The organism is Gordonia sp. 852002-50395_SCH5434458 (assembly GCF_001665905.1).
GTDB classification, from domain to species: Bacteria; Actinomycetota; Actinomycetes; order Mycobacteriales; family Mycobacteriaceae; genus Gordonia; species Gordonia jacobaea.
The window spans coordinates 1-17,282 of record NZ_LZTC01000077.1; the positions used below are offsets into that span (position 1 = coordinate 1).

At 65.1% G+C, this 17,282-nt stretch carries 15 protein-coding genes; 10 read left to right on the forward strand and 5 right to left on the reverse strand.

Annotation, left to right across the window (positions count from 1 at the left end; all coding sequences use genetic code 11):
• Window positions 1–431: 431 nt before the first annotated feature.
• The 3 genes from A5785_RS17185 to A5785_RS17195 all read right to left on the reverse strand — a co-directional run bounded on the left by A5785_RS17185 (window position 432) and on the right by A5785_RS17195 (window position 3,724).
• The gene (locus A5785_RS17185) at window positions 432–1,100 is read right to left on the reverse strand and encodes a TetR/AcrR family transcriptional regulator (protein ID WP_064867945.1); all 669 of its coding nucleotides are present in this window, start codon (window positions 1,098–1,100) and stop codon (window positions 432–434) included.
• A 105-nt stretch (window positions 1,101–1,205) separates the two neighbouring features.
• A complete protein-coding gene (locus A5785_RS17190) occupies window positions 1,206–2,627 on the reverse strand; it encodes an amino acid permease (protein WP_064867916.1) in 1,422 nt (473 codons plus the stop codon).
• Between the two features lie 164 nt (window positions 2,628–2,791).
• A complete protein-coding gene (locus A5785_RS17195) occupies window positions 2,792–3,724 on the reverse strand; it encodes a DUF5995 family protein (RefSeq protein WP_231894298.1) in 933 nt (310 codons plus the stop codon).
• A gap of 182 nt (window positions 3,725–3,906) precedes the next feature.
• Here A5785_RS17195 and A5785_RS17200 point away from each other — a divergent pair, with 182 nt between their 5' ends.
• The 4 genes from A5785_RS17200 (at window position 3,907) to A5785_RS17215 (ending at window position 10,048) form a co-directional block, all read left to right on the forward strand.
• Window positions 3,907–5,376: a class I adenylate-forming enzyme family protein gene (locus A5785_RS17200; protein WP_064867919.1), complete on the forward strand. Its 1,470-nt coding sequence runs from the start codon at window positions 3,907–3,909 to the stop codon at window positions 5,374–5,376.
• 119 nt (window positions 5,377–5,495) lie between these two features.
• Window positions 5,496–7,331, forward strand: coding sequence for a DUF3556 domain-containing protein (locus A5785_RS17205; protein ID WP_005205363.1), 1,836 nt, complete (start codon window positions 5,496–5,498; stop codon window positions 7,329–7,331).
• A gap of 3 nt (window positions 7,332–7,334) precedes the next feature.
• Window positions 7,335–8,756 (forward strand): phytoene desaturase family protein, encoded by a 1,422-nt coding sequence (locus tag A5785_RS17210; protein ID WP_064867922.1) that lies wholly within the window; start codon window positions 7,335–7,337, stop codon window positions 8,754–8,756.
• Window positions 8,753–10,048 carry a PucR family transcriptional regulator gene (locus tag A5785_RS17215; RefSeq protein WP_064867925.1) on the forward strand — a complete coding sequence of 432 codons (1,296 nt, stop codon included), beginning with the start codon at window positions 8,753–8,755 and terminating at the stop codon, window positions 10,046–10,048. Before A5785_RS17210 ends, A5785_RS17215 begins: the two co-directional genes overlap by 4 nt.
• Window positions 10,049–10,173: 125 nt before the next feature.
• Here the strand turns inward: A5785_RS17215 and A5785_RS17220 are convergent, their stop codons facing one another.
• A complete protein-coding gene (locus tag A5785_RS17220; protein ID WP_231894299.1) occupies window positions 10,174–11,097 on the reverse strand; it encodes a phosphatase PAP2 family protein in 924 nt (307 codons plus the stop codon).
• Between the two features lie 285 nt (window positions 11,098–11,382).
• Between A5785_RS17220 and A5785_RS17225 the strand changes: the two genes are divergently transcribed.
• From A5785_RS17225 to A5785_RS17245, 5 genes are read left to right on the forward strand one after another with little or no spacing between them, the layout of a single operon-like run.
• Window positions 11,383–11,766 carry a cupin domain-containing protein gene (locus A5785_RS17225; protein WP_049699153.1) on the forward strand — a complete coding sequence of 128 codons (384 nt, stop codon included), beginning with the start codon at window positions 11,383–11,385 and terminating at the stop codon, window positions 11,764–11,766.
• A gap of 5 nt (window positions 11,767–11,771) precedes the next feature.
• Entirely contained in the window at window positions 11,772–12,356 is a 585-nt protein-coding gene (locus tag A5785_RS17230) for a dimethylamine monooxygenase subunit DmmA family protein (RefSeq protein ID WP_064867928.1), read from the forward strand.
• Window positions 12,353–13,354, forward strand: coding sequence for a PDR/VanB family oxidoreductase (locus A5785_RS17235; protein WP_064867930.1), 1,002 nt, complete (start codon window positions 12,353–12,355; stop codon window positions 13,352–13,354). The genes A5785_RS17230 and A5785_RS17235 overlap by 4 nt, the downstream gene beginning before the upstream one ends.
• Complete coding sequence (locus A5785_RS17240; RefSeq protein ID WP_064867933.1) at window positions 13,330–14,949, forward strand: heme-dependent oxidative N-demethylase family protein; 1,620 nt, start codon at window positions 13,330–13,332, stop codon at window positions 14,947–14,949. The genes A5785_RS17235 and A5785_RS17240 overlap by 25 nt, the downstream gene beginning before the upstream one ends.
• Entirely contained in the window at window positions 14,946–15,947 is a 1,002-nt protein-coding gene (locus A5785_RS17245) for a PDR/VanB family oxidoreductase (RefSeq protein WP_064867936.1), read from the forward strand. Before A5785_RS17240 ends, A5785_RS17245 begins: the two co-directional genes overlap by 4 nt.
• Before the next feature lie 5 nt (window positions 15,948–15,952).
• Here A5785_RS17245 and A5785_RS17250 read toward each other — a convergent pair whose 3' ends face one another.
• Complete coding sequence (locus A5785_RS17250) at window positions 15,953–16,168, reverse strand: hypothetical protein (protein WP_156525436.1); 216 nt, start codon at window positions 16,166–16,168, stop codon at window positions 15,953–15,955.
• On the opposite strand from A5785_RS17250, the gene A5785_RS17255 reads away from it, so the two are divergent.
• Window positions 16,167–17,213: a heme-dependent oxidative N-demethylase family protein gene (locus A5785_RS17255; protein WP_064867942.1), complete on the forward strand. Its 1,047-nt coding sequence runs from the start codon at window positions 16,167–16,169 to the stop codon at window positions 17,211–17,213. The two genes, A5785_RS17250 and A5785_RS17255, sit on opposite strands and share 2 nt — an antisense overlap.
• Window positions 17,214–17,282: the final 69 nt, after the last annotated feature.

Genomic DNA, 17,282 nt, shown 5'->3' on the forward strand with positions numbered 1-17,282 from the left:
TGGGCACAGCTGGCATCCTTCCAGGCCGCCCGGCAGGGCAAGCCAGATCAGATGTCACCTACTCGTGCACCAGCCCCCGCCGTGCGGGCACAGGTCGTACAGCACCCCCGCCTTGTCGTGCTGCCAAGCAACCACCGCCCAAACCACAAGCAGCGCAAGGGCTGCCGAAACGATAGGTGCTAGCGCCGCCACCCAGAAACTGGCTCGCGTAGCCAGTAGCGCGTAGCTCGACCAGCAGAGAACCAAGGCCGCCAGGCCCGCCAGTGGGGCGTAGACAACAACTCCAGCGGCGCGGTTCGGGTCCCAGTCGGTACCGCTGCAGGTTGCCCACACGGCAGGAAGCAACCAAAACACGGCAACTCCCGCACCGACAGCCAGGAGCGGAACCCAGAGAACACCAAAGCGTCGAATCGCCACCCAGTCCAGCCGACCTACTCAGCCCTCGTCACCAACGACAGCAGGACGCCGGTCATGGTGTCGACGGACAGCACGTGTTCGCCCTCGCGCCCGACGTACTCGAGCGAGAGTCCGTTGATCAGCGCGAGAACGAGCACGGCGGCGTCGAGCGCAGGCACCCGCAGTCGCAGGTGTCGAGCAGCCACGACCTCTTCGATGTTCGCCGCGAGCGACTCGGCGAGCTGTGCCCGCGCGGCGGTGTAGTCCTCGAGCAACTGCGGGTCGCGATCGACCTCCGACCGGAACTCCGCGAACACCACATTGGTCCGGTACGTGTCCCGGATCTGTTTGAGGATCATCAGCGCCAGGAAGCGCATGTCCGTCTCGGGGTCGGCGCTCTCCGACGTCGGCACCAGCGCGGGTGCCGTGAAGCCCGTGGCCCGCTCGGTGAACACAGACGACGTCAGGTCCATGAACAACGCGCCCTTGCTGGCGAAGTTCGAGTACACCGCGCCCTTGGAGTAGCCCGCACGCCCCGCGATTCCCTCCAACGACGCGTTGGCGTACCCCCGCTCGAGGAAGACCTCGCGCGCAGCGGCCCTGATGTCGGCCTGGACGTTCGCGCGGCTGGGCCGCCGTTTGGGTTGGTGCTCGGCGTCGGCTCCGGCGGTTGTGGACGTGGAGCTTGACGATTCCGCAGTCATCGGGACATTATCAATCACGGCTACCAGTACCAGCGGTATCGAGAAGTGGAGATTCACTCGAGTACGTCGGGGGCGTCGACGAGCTACCCAACGGGCACGTCGACGTCACGAGACCTCTTCTCGATACCGCGTCTGGGCACCCTCGTCGTCGGAGTGATAGCCGCTGCGCCGCTGCACGATGAATCCGGCCGCGACGATGATCACGGCCGAGATCGCGGAGAAGATGATCGCCTGCCGCTGATCGTTGTCGAAGACCATCAGGATCAGCACGGCCAGAATGAACAGCATCACCACACCGGTCAGGTACGGGAACAGCCACATCCGCACCGGCGGCCGGTGACCCTCGGCGCGCAGCACGCGTCCCAGCCGCCACTGGCTCGCCGCGATCGTCAGGTAAACGAACAGGGCGATCGCACCGCTCGTAGCGAGCAACCACGCAAAGATCTTGTCCGGCAACACATAATTGCCGACCACCGCCAAGAATCCGACGACCATCGACATCAACACCGCTACCCACGGCACTCCCTTCGGCGTCAGGCTGCGCACCACCTGCGGGGCGTCGTGCCTGGTTCCCAGCGAGAACATCATGCGCGACGCCGTGTACAGCGCCGAGTTCAAACACGACGCCACGGCCGTCAGGATGACGATGTCCATGATGATCTTCGACCCCGGAATCCCGATGGCCTGCAACACCGACTGATACGAACCGTTCTCGAGTTTGTTGTAGGGCATCAGCGCGACGACGACGAAGATCGACCCGATGTAGAACAGCGAGATCCGCCAGATCACCGAGTTGACCGCCTTGGTGATGCCGCGCTCGGGATTCGGAGATTCGGCGGCGGCAATGGTCACGATCTCGGTGCCCATGAACGAGAACATCGTGATGAGCATGCCCGCGATCACCGCGCCGAATCCGTTGGGCATGAACCCATCTGGCTTCCACAGGTGACTGACACCGCTGACTTCCGAGCTCGGAATCCATCCGAAGATGGCCGCGACGCCGACGAGAATGAACGCCACGATCGCGACGACCTTGATCAACGCGAACCAGAATTCGAACTCGCCGTAATTGCCGACGCTCGCAAGGTTGGTGATGGTCAGCAGCAGTGTCACGGCCAGCGCCCAGATCCACTGTTGACCACCGACCAGGTCGGTGAGGATCGCGGCTGCGGCCGTCGCTTCGACGGGGATGACGAGCACCCAGAACCACCAGTAGAGCCAGCCGACGGAGAAGCCTGCCCAGCGGCCGAGCGCGCGGTCGGCGTATACCGAGAACGATCCGGTGTCGGGGTTTGCCGTGGCCATTTCACCGAGCATCCGCATCACCAGCACCACCAGCGTGCCGGCCAACGCATAGGAGATCAGGACGGCAGGACCTGCCTTCTCGATCGCGTTCGCCGAACCGACGAACAGGCCCGCGCCGATGACGCCGGCGATCGAGATCATGGTGATGTGCCGCGGCTTCAGATTCGACCCCAGCGAGGTGGGCGCTTCCTCGGTGGAGCTGTGTGACTCGGTGGTTGCCATCGCTATATGACGTCCCTTCGAAAACGGTATTGACCCGATGTGGTGCGGGTGCTGCTTGTAGCGGTAAGGCCCGATGTGTGCGGGCATGTCAGTTACCGACGCTTAACCCTACGGAAGGCCCCGCGACTCCACAGTTAAATGCAGCAACGTCGCGAATGTCCGAATCATCGCAGTACACCCCATGTTTCGAACGCAGCGAGAGCAGCGTCGCCGGTGTTCCAGAGCGCGTTGATATCGCCGACGGCGGCGTCGTGAGTCCGACGATCCTGCAGCGCCAACCCGTTACCGAACGTCAGCACGTTGTACCCGACGTCGGCCGCGCGCAGCATCGGGCCCGTCGCCTTCCCGGCGCCGACGAGCCGGTCGAGTCCCTCCCCGAAAAAGTAGAAGCGGAACGTAGGTCCGAGGTCGACATGATAGGCGCGGTTGGTCTCGCGGACGATCGAATCACCATGTGCGGCAATGGCATCGACCAGCTTGAAGTAGTCCGACGCATCGTCGGCCGTCGTGCGCGCATCCGCGGTGGCATACGCGAGGTCGACGGTGATGTGCGCGTTGTATCCGCTGAGCGCGACACGTTCGCCGGAGACGCTGCAGGTGCGCGCCAACTCGAAGTACCGCTGCCAGTGCGTGGGCACCGAGCCTCCGGAGAACTCGGCGTGCGCCGCGTCGAGAAAGCGGTTGAGCAATCGCAGACTGATCACGGGTGCCCAACGCGGGTTATGGAACGTCGACGGCTGCCGCTGGAGCGGCATCACCGCGTCGCGCTCGACCGCCGCCAATCCGAGGGCGAACAACCCCCTCCGGTCACGGTGCGCGGTCAGAATGTCGGTGATCTGCCACAGCCGACCCACCTGACGTTCCAGGACCGGAAGCGCCGTCGTACCCGGTGACGCATTCGACGTGTCCGACAGTTCGACGATCCGCCGCACCTCGCTCGCCGACAGCGGGCTGCCGCACGCCGCCGAAACATCAGTGATCGTCGGCGCTGCGGCCGCCACACCCGCTCCGGTCACCACACTCGCACCGGAAACCACGCCACCGGCCACCGCCAGCGCGACGATCATTCTGACCAGCGCAAATCTGGGTGCGACCATCATCTGATGCTAAGCGCGGCGTCGCTCGACGGCAGCGCTTGCGACAAACCTGCAAGCCAAGGGCGGTTCTGTGCTCAGAGCACAACAGTCCGACGAAAGTCTGGTGCGCGGGGCCGTTCTCGGTCACACGGACAGCTATTAGTGTTCTGGCTCACATCCACCTAGTAGAGGACCAATTCAACGTGAGCGCACCGTCGTATTTTCCCTGGGAGCTGGCCCATCGTGCAGCCGCACCATGCGTCCGCGACGACCACACCGAACTCGACTACGCGAGCTTTGCCGCCAGAGTCGACGCCGCAGCCGAGCAGTTCGACGCCCTCGGAGTCCGACGCGGCGACGTCGTCGCGACGTTCCTGCCCAATCGCGTCGAACTTCTCATCGCGATCGCAGCCGCCTGGCGCCTCGGTGCCATCGCAACACCGGTCAATCCGGCCTTCACCGCGAGTGAGGCGGAGTATCAGCTCGACGATTCGGGTGCCCGCCTCGTCCTCGTAGACGACGACGCGCTGCCCGCCACGTCGGACCGCAGCATCCTCCACGTCGACGACCTCGCCACCGCCGCCTCGTCGTGGACACCCCCGGAGCCTCCGCAGATGTCCGACGACGCGCTGCTCATCTACACGTCGGGATCGACCGGCCGCCCCAAGGGTGTGCGTCTGGCCCACGACAATCTGCATTACATGGCGTCGGCGATGAAAGAGCTGATGTCGCTGACGCCCGCCGACCACGCGCTACTGGTGCTGCCTCTGTTTCACGTCAACGCCATCTGCGTCAGCTTCCTCGCGCCGGTCCTCGCCGGCGGCCAACTCACCATCACCGGGAAGTTCTCGCCGTCGCGCTTCTTCACCGACCTGCACACCCTGTCGCCGACGTACTTCTCGGCCGTCCCGACCATCTACGCGCTGCTCGTCTCCCATCCCGACGTCAGCGCAGAAGCCTTCGAATCGTTGCGCTTTGCGATCTGCGGCGCCGCCCCGATCTCGAAGGAACTGCTCGATCACGTCGAGTCGACGTTCGGCGTTCCGATCCTGCAGGGCTACGGACTCACCGAGGGCACCTGCGCGTCGGCGTGCAATCCCCTTGACGGACAACGGAAGTCCGGAACTGTCGGACCTGCCCTGCCCGGCCAGACCATCCGTATCGTCACCCCCGACGGCGCCGACGCACCGACCGGCGAACCCGGCGAGGTACTCATCTCCGGGCCCAACGTCATGCGCGGCTACCTCAACCGTCCCGACGCCACCGCCAGCACCGTCGTCGACGGCTGGCTACACACCGGCGACGTCGGAACCCTCGACGCCGACGGGTATCTCACCCTGGTCGATCGCATCAAGGACATGATCATCCGCGGTGGAGAGAACCTCTACCCCAAGGAGATCGAGAACGCACTCGCCACCCATCCGTCGGTGCTCGAGTGCGCGGTGGTCGGAGCCCCCGACCCCATCTACGGCGAGGTACCGGTCGCGTTCGTGGTCGCCTACCCGGACCAGCCGGTCCGCGAGGCCGAACTGACCGACCATGTCGCCTCGATCCTCACAAAGGCCAAGCGGCCCAACGAGATCAACGTCGTCGAGCAGCTGCCCCGCAACCCGGTCGGCAAGATCGACAAACCAGGACTACGACGCCAAGTCCGCGAACCCCAACCAACGTAAACCCAGCCAACGTAGAACCCCAGCCAACGTAAACCCAACCCGCACAACACAGTCCGAGCGCCCGACCACGTCGTCGGTCGATGGCGCCTGCCCGAGAACCTTCAGATAAGGAGAACACCATGGGTCTCGTACAACCCGACTTCCCACCGGTCGACCCGGAAACCTTCCTCGACAAGCCATTCTTCGACCGAATGCGCGTGCTCAGCACGCACTGGGCCGAGTACGGATTCGGTACACCCAAGATGCTCCAGGTCATCTACCTGGCGAAGATCCTGGTGCTCTACCTGGGTATCGGTCTGAGCATCGCGACCTTCACCTCCGGTCTCAACGTGCTGCACGTGTCGCAGTGGTGGAACGAGCCGATCATCTACCAGAAGGCCATCCTCTGGACGCTGCTGGTCGAGGTGCTCGGCCTCGGCGGCTCCTGGGGCCCGCTCGCAGGCCACTTCAAGCCGATGACCGGCGGGTTGCTGTTCTGGCTGCGCCCGCAGACGATCCGGCTCCCACCGTGGCCCGGCAAGGTGCCGTTGACCAAGGGCGATTCGCGCACCGTGTTCGACGTCGCGATCTACGCACTACTTCTGATCACAACCGTTGTCGCACTGGTGCTTCCGGGTGTGCAGTCGAGCTGGCTCAACGCTGAGGCACCCACCTCGCACGGCCTGGTCAACCCGGTTCTGATCTACCCCGTGATCGCACTGCTGGTCATCATCGGTCTGCGCGACAAGGTCATCTTCATCGCAGCGCGTGGTGAGCAGTACCTGCCGGCTCTGATCTTCTTCGGCATCCTGCCCTTCGTCGACATGATCCTCGCGCTGAAGCTGCTGATCGTCACGGTGTGGGTCGGCGCAGGCGTTTCCAAACTGGGACACCACTTCTCGATGGTCATCCCGCCGATGATGTCGAATACGCCGTGGCTGACGATCAAGGCCCTCAAGCGCGCGAACTACCGCAACTTCCCCAACGACCTTCGACCGTCGAAGGTCGCAGGCGGTATCGGTCACGTGCTCGGCACCATCGTCGAAATCGCGACGCCGTTGGTCCTGCTGTTCTCGACCAACAAGTGGCTCACACTCGCCGCGGTGGTGTTGATGGTGGGCTTCCACCTGTTCATCTTCTCGACGTTCCCCCTCGCGGTGCCGCTCGAATGGAACCTCCTGTTCGCCTACGCAGCGATCTTCCTCTTCTGGGGCCACCCGGCATGGGACGGCTACGCACTCACAGATACGACGATGCCGTGGGCAATGGTCCTCATCGCCATCGCGCTGTGCTTCTTCCCGGTGCTCGGCAACCTGCGCCCGGATCTGGTGTCGTTCCTCCCGTCGATGCGGCAGTACGCAGGCAACTGGGCGTCGGCCACCTGGGCATTCGCACCCGGCGCCGAGGAGAAGCTGGAACAGCACATCGTCCGGTCGTCGCCCAACACCCGTACGCAGCTGATGGCCACGTACCCGCCCGAGGTCGCCGACGTCGTGATGCATCAGATGCTCGCATGGCGGTCGATGCACAGCCAGGGTCGCGCGCTGTACTCGCTGATGAGCCGCCACCTCGGTGAGGACATCAACACCTACACCCTGCGCGAAGCCGAGTTCGCCTGTAACTCGTTGGTGGCGTTCAACTTCGGCGACGGACACCTGCACGACGCGAAGATGATCGCCGCCCTGCAGCGACGCTGCAACTTCGCCCCGGGCGAGTTCCTCGTCGTGTGGATCGAGTCGCAGCCCATCCACAAGAGCATCCAGGAGTACCAGGTGATCGACGCTGCGCTCGGTGTCATCGAGCGGGGTACGTACCGGGTCAGCGATGCCATCGCCGAGCAGCCATGGCTGCCCAACGGGCCGATCCCCATCAACGTCGAATGGACGCTCGACGTTGACGCGGCCCGCGCGTTGACTGATCCTGAGGTGATGACCGAACCCAAGATGCGCGGTGCAGGCGCGCAGGAACAGGTGTAGCCGGTGACCTCAGCGGTCATAGTCGGCGGCGGGCCCAACGGGCTCGCCGCCGCCCTGCACCTCGCCCGCAACGACGTCGAGGTCACCGTGCTCGAAGCCGCCGACACCGTCGGCGGTGGCGCGCGGTCGGGGGAGCTCACGCTCCCCGGTGTCATCCACGACCACTGCTCGGCGTTTCATCCGCTCGCCGTCGGATCGCCGTTCTGGCGAGACGTCGGACTCGAGCAGTACGGACTCGTGTGGCGGTGGCCCGAGATCGATTGCGCCCACCCGCTGGACTCCGGCGAGGCAGGCCTGCTCTACCAATCCATCGACGAGACCGCCGCGGCGCTCGGAGAGGATGGTCGACGCTGGCGCCTGTTCTTCGGTGATGTGGCAAGCGGATTCGACGACCTGTCCGCCGATCTGCTGCGCCCGATCATCAATATCCCTCGGCATCCCCTGCGGCTGGCCGCATTCGGGCCGCGGGCGCTGCTTCCGGCGTCCGCCGTCGCACGTGTGTTCCGCACACCGCGGGCGCGGGGGCTGTTCGGAGGTATCGCCGCGCACGCGTTCAACCGCTTGGACCGTCCGATGACCGCGTCGCTCGGCATGATGATCGCCGCGAGCGGTCATCGCTACGGATGGCCTGTGGCAGAAGGGGGTTCGGGGGCGATCATCGACGCCGTGGTGTCGGCGCTGCGCTCGTACGGCGTCAAGATCGAGACCGGTGTGCGGGTCAGCGCCCGCACCGATATCCCCGACGCCGATCTCGTCCTCCTCGACCTCTCACCCGAGCAGGCTCTCGCCATCTACGGCGACGAGATGCCGTCGAGGATCGCGCGTTCGTATCGGCGATACCGCGTCGGATCGTCGGCGTTCAAGGTCGACTACGCGATCGACGGCGACATCCCGTGGACCAACCCGGACTGCGGTCGTGCCGGAACCGTGCACCTCGGCGGCACTTTCGACGAGGTGGCCTCCACCGAAGCCAGTCGCGCCGGCGGTGTCATGGTGCCGAATCCCTTTGTGCTGCTGGGTCAGCAGTACGTCGCCGACCCCACTCGGAGCGCCGGCAACGTCAACCCCGTGTACGCCTACGCCCACGTTCCCAAGGGGTACGAAGGCGACGCCACCGACCTCGTCACGCAGCAGATCGAGCGCTTCGCACCGGGCTTCCGCGACCGGATACTCGCTACGCGCAGCACGGGAACCCGCCAATTGCACGACTACAACGCCAATTTCGCCGCGGGCGACATCATCGGCGGTGCCAACGACGGGCTGCAGATGCTGATGCGACCACGCACAGCACTCGACCCGTACTGGCTCGGCGTCGACGGCGTGTACCTGTGCTCACAGTCGACGCCGCCCGGCGCCGGAGTGCACGGACTGTGCGGTGTCAATGCCGCGACGGCGGCACTGAAAAGGCTGGAGCGCAAGCGGTGAGTGCCTCGGTACCTGGTCTGCCACTGCACGATTCGCAGTTGCCGCCGTCCATCACGCCCGAGATGCGCGCGGCAGTCGCGCAGGTGGGTAAGCGGTTGCGGGAGAACGAGTCCGAGATCGTTCGCTATCTCACCGCGTTGATGGCCCGCGATATCGACCAGCTCGATGTCGATCCCGCACTTGTGGAGATGCTCGAAGCCAGTGTGCACGGCAACGTGTCGACGATCCTGCATGTGCTGAGCAACGACATCCCCGTCGAGCACCTCCAACCGACGACTGCCGCGGTCGAGTACGCGCTGCGCCTCGCCCAGCGGGACGTACCGTCGAACTCATTGGTACGTGCGTACCACATGGGGCAGAACGAGATGCTGCGCATCATCTTCGGCTACGTCGACGAGCTCGATCTCTCCAAGCACGAGAGCCTCGTGGTGATGCGTCGAATCTCCGACGTCGTCTCGCAGTACATCGAGTGGATCACCCTCTACGTGTTCCAGGCCTACGAGGACGAGCGTCGACGCTGGATCGGCGCCGAGGGCAACGTCTTGTCTTCGCGCATCCACGAGATCCTTCGGACGCCCGACGTCGACGCCGACTCCTTCGAGCGCGAGTCCGGCTATTCCCTCGACCAACATCACGTCGCGGTGATCATGTGGTCGGATGACGAGGGCTCGAGAGATCTCGCGGTCCTCGACCGTGCCGCGCGGATGATGGCCACCAAGCTGTTTGCCGAGGGGCCACCGCTGATCACCGCGATTGATCGCACCACCGCCTGGGTCTGGCTGCCGCTGGGGCGTAGCAACCGCATCGTGGAGACGTCCGACGTCGCGCAGCGGGTGACCCTGCCGGCAGGCGTGCGCGTGGCGTTGGGACTCAACGCCTCCGGCATCGCCGGTTTTCGACGCTCCCACGAGCAGGCGCTCGCGGCGTGGGGTCTCGCGACGATGCCCGGCAGTCTGGTCGCCGACGTCGTCGGGTTCGGCGACCGCGGAGTGGCTGTGGTGTCGAGGCTGGCCCGCGACCTCGAATTCACCCGCGCGTGGGTTCACGAGATCCTGGGCGCGCTGTCCGAGGACTCACCGAACGCCGCCGCACTCCGCGAGACGCTGTCGGTCTACTTCGCCACCGGCGAGAGCCACCTACACACCGCCGAGAAGCTCAACCTCCACCGCAACACCGTCAAGTACCGCGTCGACAAAGCCATGCGCGACACCCGCACCACCGACCGCCTCGACCTCGCCCTGGCCCTGACCGTGTGCGAGTTCCTCGGCACCGAGGTGCTGGCCCAGGACTGACGTCGACCGGGCGCTAAATACCGCCGACTGGGCGCTTTATCTCGCCGACTGTGCGCTGCAGACTGCCGAGTGGGCGCAAGATCCCGTCGACTGGGCGCTCTGTCGCGCCGACTGTGCGTCGAGCGTCAGCCGACGAGGTGGTGGTCGCGGCGCTGCTGCGTCCACGGATCGTCGACGCGGCGCCCCGCGATGCCGGCGCGGTCGCCGGACTTGAACGCGACCAGAACGCCGAGACACACGCCGACGACGCCCGCGACGAGCGCGGCGATGACGACCTGCTCGATTCGTGGGTAGTACACGGCGACGGTGATCGACGCCGCCACGACAGTCAGTAGGCAGACGGCAAACCCGACGACCCGGGGGATGGCCGTCGTGGATCCGCGATGCGGGTCGGGCAACAGCACGGCCGCGCCGACAATGAGCAAGGTCGAGATCGCGACATCGCTCGGGCGGTGCCAACCCGCGGCAACGAGACCGAAGTCGATGATCGCCGCCCAGGTTCCGCCAAGCGCGGCAACCCACGGACGCAGCAGCGGGGGAGCGGCCAGCGTCACCGCGACGACCAGCGCCGCGATCGCGGCAGCGTGCCCACTGGGCGCAGAGTTGTTGGTCTCCTCGATCCAGTCGTGGAAACGCGGGCGGTACGTGCCGTCACGGAGGGCACGGATGAGGACAATGGTGACCGGCGGAAACAGCAGAAGCGTGGCGGTCGTCGCGATCCGTGATCCGACGCCGCGGTGGCCGCGTTCAGACGGCAACACCGCGCCGACAACCACGAGCGAAACGACGATCGCCGCACCGATGACCCAGGTCAACGGATTCGAGACGACGCTCATCGACAGCCAGTAGGGCACCTGCGTCGCTGCCGGCAGCTCACGTCCATATTCCAGTAGCCGCTGATCGATGACCTGTCCCGCCGATGTCCGCACCGCGAAGACAAAGATGCCACCTGCTGCGGCGAAAGCCAGCAGCGCTGCCAACACAGCACTGACCACATACCCGATGGGCCGGCGGCCACGTGTCTGGTGCGCTGCGGACAGAGAACTCACCGGGTCACCGTATCGGCAGAACCTGGGAGAAATCTGGGATGCGGGCATGGCGAGTCGCGGGTGTTGATCAATTCGTGCCTGTGAATGACGGAACGATCGCGATCGACCGCAGTTTCATATCAGTAGACAAAGTGTCACACAAGTCAACTTCGCCGTCACTCGGCCGAAACACACGGGTTGTCTCATATAAGGGAACGAAGTCCACTCACATGAATCACTCCGAATAATCGATTTAAACCGGCAAAACGGAGCGAACCGGTCTTTCCCACCAGGATAGGAGAAACAATGTCGATCGACAGCACGAGCGCACTCGAATTCCGCGTCACCCCAGGTGCCTGGGAGAACCTCCCCAAGATGCCCGACGCCGAGTACCCCGGCACGGAGGGCTTCATCGGCGACGTCTACGAAAACCCGGACGGTAGCGAGATGTGCAGCGGCTACTTCGAACTGCGCCACACCGACTCGCCTCTCTACTACGAGTACGAGTACGACGAGATGAAGGTCGTCCTCGAGGGCGAGTTCCTCCTCGAGAACAAAGAGACCGGACAGAAGACTGTTGCGAAGGCAAAGGACGCCATCTTCTTCCCCAAAGGCTCCAAGATCTACTTCAGCACTCCCGACTACGCGCTCGCGTTCTACGCGGGCCACCGCGATTCGACGCTCCTGTAGATCCGATGTCGCAGCTCGCATATTCGAGCGTTCCGGCCTGGGCGCGCACGCAGGATGAGGCCGCGCCGCCGAGCACCGACCTTCCCGACGCCACCGGCCGGGAGTACGTGCTCATCGGTGTGGGCGATCCTGCTGCGCAGCCCATGGCCGGCGCGCCGTCGGCCATCGACCTGGTGCGCGCATGGGCACAGGTGCTGTCTCCTGAAATCCGACGTTCCGTGCTCCTCGGTGATCAAGCTGACACCCTCGCGGGCCAGCTCCGAGAAACTCTGCGCGACAGCACTGTTGGTGTCCGCGTCGTGATAGCGGGACCCACAGGCACGTGCCTGCGGTTGCGCGCCACCGCGATCGACGCTGGACTCGAAGACGACGAGATCAGCGTTGTCCCCGTCGGTTCTGGCCCAGTCGACATCTTCTGCTCGCACTGTCGCACCACAACTCGCACCATCGCGGCCATCGACGACGTGATCTCGTGCGACGGCTGTGACCGCGACCTCCTCGTCTACTACCACGTTTCACGACGCACCGGCGCCTTCCTCGGCTTCATGGTCGACGCCGAGACCGCCGAATCCCCAGGAGTCCCGCGATGACAGCACTTGCGGATGCCGACGCCGCGCCCGCGACGCCACAGACAGTGACACGGCCGACCACGCTGATGTTGACGGTGACGTCGATCATCAACAGCGCCAACGGGATACGAGCGATCACGCTGGCACACCCGGATGGCTCAGCACTGCCCGGATTCGTTCCCGGGAGTCACCTCGTCGTCGCGGCGGGAACACATTCCAACGCCTACAGCCTCGTGTCCGACGGTGCGAATCCCACCGAGTACATCATCTCGGTGCTCCGTGTCGAAGAGGGCAACGGCGGTTCGCGGTGGCTGCACGACGAACTCGCCGAGGGCGATCAACTCGAAGTCCGGCCTCCCCGAAGCGCATTCGCCCCCGCTGCCCGCGCCGCGAAACACCTGCTCGTCGCAGGCGGAATCGGGGTGACGCCCATCGTGTCGCACCTCCGCGCGGCAGCGAGGTGGCAGCGAAACGTGCAGGTGCTCTACGCATTCCGCCCCGGCTACGCCGCACACGTCGACGATGTGTCCCAACTGGCCGGATCCCAAGCCGAACTCTTCACGACGCGGGCGGAGTTCTCCACGAGACTCGCCGCGACACTCGAAGAGCAACCGGTCGGGACGCATCTGTACGTCTGCGGTCCCGCCGGCTTCATCGATCACGTCCTCGACGCCGCAACCGCTGCGGGATGGCCGTCGTCGCGTCTGCACTCCGAGCGGTTCGGCATCGACGCGCTGGATGCGGGAGATCCGTTCCGCGTCAAACTCACTCGCAGCGACCGCACACTCGACGTTCCGTCCGGGATAAGCCTCCTCGAAGCACTCGAGGCGAACGACATAGCTGTCCCCAACCTCTGCCGTCAGGGCGTGTGCGGCGAATGCCGGATCGACCTGTGTGGCGGAGACGAACCCATCCATCGCGACCTGTTCCTCACCGATGACGAGAAGAAGTCGCGCACCGCCATCATGCCCTGCGTCTCACGCGCAGGTGCCGGATGCACCCTGGAGGTATCGCTGTGACCACGGCCCCGGTCCGACGAGAGACGACGACCCCAGATCTTCTCTCCGCCTTCCCATTTCCCTTTGTCGACGACATCTACCGGTACAGCACCAACGTCGAACCCGCCAACCAACAGGTGATCACACCCGCCGGCCAGTGGGGAGATTCGGTCGCCGTCATCGACTCCGAGTATCGCAACGAACTCGCCGAACGCGCCGCGGTCCTCGATGCCGACCCGACCCGACGAGCGGTCCTACCGCACATGCGACCCGCCGCCTGGGACGCGCTCATGACCATGCTGCGCGAACTAGCGCACGCCTACCCCGACACCATGCATCTGACGTCGGCCGGACACGACGAATGGCATTGGCGCAACGACCTTCTCGACGACGAGCGCACCTTCCGCTACGGCGAGGAGGCGAGCCTGGGCGACGACCCGCTGCACTACCTCTCGACTCAGGTTCAAGAAGACATCGCCCTTCTCGACCAGCGCGACGACCAGCTCTTCGTCGATGCGGGCGTCATCACCTTCGCCGCCGACTGGAGTTTCGGGTTCGACGTCGGGATGAGCTTCCTGGAGATCCACGGCCCGGTCCCGCGGGTGCGCAAGATGGGCGTCATCACGCGCGCACACGAGTTCCTCAAGCGCCTGCAACCACACGAACCGTATCGCCGTACCAATTGGACGATGACCATCGGACGTCGCCTCGACGTCTCCACAGAGCGCTACCCCGAGTGGGGCCCGGATCGCGAGATGATCCAACATGTCGACGACGCCGAGTTCGGACGTCTCGTCCACCTGCGCGTCGAGGTACAACACCTCATTCGACTCCCCGATTCAGGCGCGATCATGTTCGTGATCCGCACCTATCTGTTGCCACTGGAGGCATTGGCAACGGTCGAACCGTGGCGCGCTCGAGCCGCAGAGGTCTTCGCCGAGCTCCCCGACGACATGGCCGACTACAAGGGCATCATCAAGTACCGCACACGAGCGTCGGAGTGGCTCCGCACGCACGCCGATCCTCAGCCCTCAGCCGACGATAGTCTCACTTGCACAACAGAACTCGACAGCGCGCACAACGTTCCTACCGAACCCGTTCACGGACTACCCGACTGGCCGTCGCGACCACCGGAGGTCGACGCCACGGGATCGGAGTTCCTCATAGTCGCAGCGGGAGCCACCGACGAGACCGCGCACACCGCGCGTGCCTGGGTGCGCACCGCCGAGAGCATCGGCCCGACACGCCTGCTCGTGCTCGACTCGCTGACACACGACGACGACCGAACTTCGCTGATCGACGCCCTGGCCGCAACCCACACGGGCGGAAGGATTCTGGTGACCGGGGGCCAGTACGACGTACTCACCGCACTGGCGCTAGCACGCGAGTCGGGTGCGATCGCCGACGAACTCGCGGCGTTCGTCACCGACACGACCGATCTTCCGGTGTACTGCGCACACTGCCGGGACACGTTCCGTGGGGTAGGAAGTCCGGGCGGCGTCGTCGAATGTCCGGGCTGCACAAGACGTCTGGAAATCCATGAACACCACTCGGCGTCCCGTGGCAGCTTCCTTGCTTCGGCCGTCGACGTCAGGGACCTGGAGGCACTCTCATGACGACCACGGCGGCACCCGCCCACCTACACGACGGCTATCAGACCGGAGCGCGCACGATGCGAGTCGTCGAGGTCCGACCTCTCACCGACGCCATCACCCACTTCCGCTTCGCGCCCATCGACGGGACACTGACCCCGTACCAACCAGGTAGCCACTTGATTGTGCAGGCCGGTGCCACGCGTAACGCGTATTCGCTAGTCGACGACGGAATGTATCCCGACTCGTATGGAATCTCCGTGTTGCGCAAAGACACCGGGGGAGGTTCGCAGTGGTTGCACACCAACCTCGTCGAGGGTGAGCTGGTCGAAATCGAAGGTCCGCGACCGATGTTCGCGCCTGTCCTCGACCAACATCGTGCTCTGCTCGTTGCTGGCGGCATCGGCATCACGCCGATCCTCTCGCACGCCCGTGCCGCAGCGCGAGAAGGTCTGCCGGTGGAGGTCGTGTACTCCTACCGACCGGGGCAGGGCGCACATCTCGACGACCTGCGAGCGCTCGCTGATCTCTCCGACGTGACTGTCTACGAGGCGACCAGTGTCGACGAGACAATCGAGCTCCTCACCAAACGACTTGCGGCTCAACCGCTGGGGACTCATGCCTACGCCTGCGGCCCCGCACCGCTACTGGACTCATATACGCGGCTGGCATCAGCCGCAGGCTGGCCGGCGGCGCGTGTACATCTCGAGAGATTCACCGCCCCCGAGCAGGATCCGGGCGATCCCTTCACGGTGAGCTTGGCCGACGGCACCGCGATCGACGTGCCGCCCGGCGTCTCCCTGCTCGAACGACTCCTCGACAACGGTGTCGACGTCGGCAACATGTGCAGACAGGGCGTCTGCGGGGAGTGCCGCATCCCCGTGCGCGCCGGGGCGATCACGCACCGCGATTACGTGCTGTCCGACGACGAGAAGGCGGCGGGCGACGCGATGCTCTGCTGCGTCTCGCGCGGCGCCGGTGACCTGATCCTCGACGTAGCCCGACCCGCCCCGCCCAGCTGATCGAGCTACACCCGCTGATCGAGCCGACCACCGCTGATCGAGCCGACCACCGCTGATCGAGCCGACCACCGCTGATCGAGCCGACCACCGCTGATCGAGCTTGTCGAGATCACCCACCCGCTGATCGAGCCGACCACCGCTGATCGAGCCGACCACCGCTGATCGAGCTTGTCGAGATCACCCCAGCCCAACCCGCCCAACCGATTTCGAGGTGACCACATGACACTCACCGCAGACCAGTCCCCAGCCCACGCGCAGACCGGCGCGGCGGCCGACTTTCTCGCGCAACCCGTCGACCACCTGTCGAACATTCCATGGCCGTTCCCCGACGAGCTCGAGGAGTTCAACTACTCCGTCAACGTCGAGCCGGCCCGTGTTCCGCGCAGAACCCGCGGAGGGGAGTGGGGCCGCAACCTCGTCGACCTCGGCGGCGCCGAGTACACGTCGATCATGGCCGAGCGCAGGCGAATACTCGACGCCGATCCTTCTCGCGTGCGAATCCGACCAGGCATGGAGATCGCCTGCTGGGATCTGCTTCTGTACTACCTACGCGACCTCGCGCTCGCCTACCCACAATTCATGCACCTCGCAGAACTAGGGTCCGGCCGATTCCATTGGCGCAACGACCTTCTCGGCACCGACGCCGAGTTCACCCTGGGCCACACATCAACACTGCCCAACGGCCCGATGGACTTCCTCGCCCGTGAGGTTCCCGACGATCTGCTCCTCGTGGTCGAACGCGATGGCCGCCTGTACTTCGACGCCGGTGTCGTGACCTTCGCCGCGGCCTGGTCGGTGTCGTTCGACGTCGGCATGGACATGTACGAAATACATTCGCCCGTACCAGGTTTGATCCGAGACGGCATCGTCGCCCGAGCCGAGCAGTTCCTGCGGAGGCTGCCCGCCGACCAGGTCTACCGTCGCGTGAACTGGACCCTCTCGGCGTCGGACTCGCACAAGCTCGACGTCAGCCTCGAGGAGCTTCCCGAGTGGGGCCGCGACATCCCGGCTATGGTACGGGACAAGAACTTTGGCTCGGCGCGCTTGCGCATCGAGCTCGAGCACTTCATTCGGCTCCCGATGTCGGGAGCCGTCACGTTCAACATTCGTACGTTCATGGCGTCGCTCGACGAGGTGCGACGTATCCCCGCGTGGTCGGCCCAGCTGGCCACCGTCATCGAGACCCTCGACGAGCGCATCGCCGCGTACAAGGGCTTTCTCGACTACCGCGACGACGTCGTCGCGTATCTCCGCCAACCCGCCTAACCCGCTGTTCGACCCCACCCCGCTGATCGACCCAACCCTTGACCGACGGCCCCGAGACGAGGCCGATCA

What these genes read in the sequence shown, in the direction of transcription:
- A5785_RS17185 (WP_064867945.1), bottom strand. Translation starts at nt 1,100, where the DNA reads ATGACTGCGGAATCGTCAAGCTCCACGTCCACAACCGCCGGAGCCGAC.
- A5785_RS17190 (WP_064867916.1), bottom strand. Translation starts at nt 2,627, where the DNA reads ATGGCAACCACCGAGTCACACAGCTCCACCGAGGAAGCGCCCACCTCG.
- A5785_RS17195 (WP_231894298.1), bottom strand. Translation starts at nt 3,724, where the DNA reads ATGGTCGCACCCAGATTTGCGCTGGTCAGAATGATCGTCGCGCTGGCG.
- A5785_RS17205 (WP_005205363.1), top strand. Translation starts at nt 5,496, where the DNA reads ATGGGTCTCGTACAACCCGACTTCCCACCGGTCGACCCGGAAACCTTC.
- A5785_RS17225 (WP_049699153.1), top strand. Translation starts at nt 11,383, where the DNA reads ATGTCGATCGACAGCACGAGCGCACTCGAATTCCGCGTCACCCCAGGT.
- A5785_RS17230 (WP_064867928.1), top strand. Translation starts at nt 11,772, where the DNA reads ATGTCGCAGCTCGCATATTCGAGCGTTCCGGCCTGGGCGCGCACGCAG.
- A5785_RS17235 (WP_064867930.1), top strand. Translation starts at nt 12,353, where the DNA reads ATGACAGCACTTGCGGATGCCGACGCCGCGCCCGCGACGCCACAGACA.
- A5785_RS17240 (WP_064867933.1), top strand. Translation starts at nt 13,330, where the DNA reads ATGCACCCTGGAGGTATCGCTGTGACCACGGCCCCGGTCCGACGAGAG.
- A5785_RS17245 (WP_064867936.1), top strand. Translation starts at nt 14,946, where the DNA reads ATGACGACCACGGCGGCACCCGCCCACCTACACGACGGCTATCAGACC.
- A5785_RS17255 (WP_064867942.1), top strand. Translation starts at nt 16,167, where the DNA reads ATGACACTCACCGCAGACCAGTCCCCAGCCCACGCGCAGACCGGCGCG.
- A5785_RS17250 (WP_156525436.1), bottom strand. Translation starts at nt 16,168, where the DNA reads ATGTGGTCACCTCGAAATCGGTTGGGCGGGTTGGGCTGGGGTGATCTC.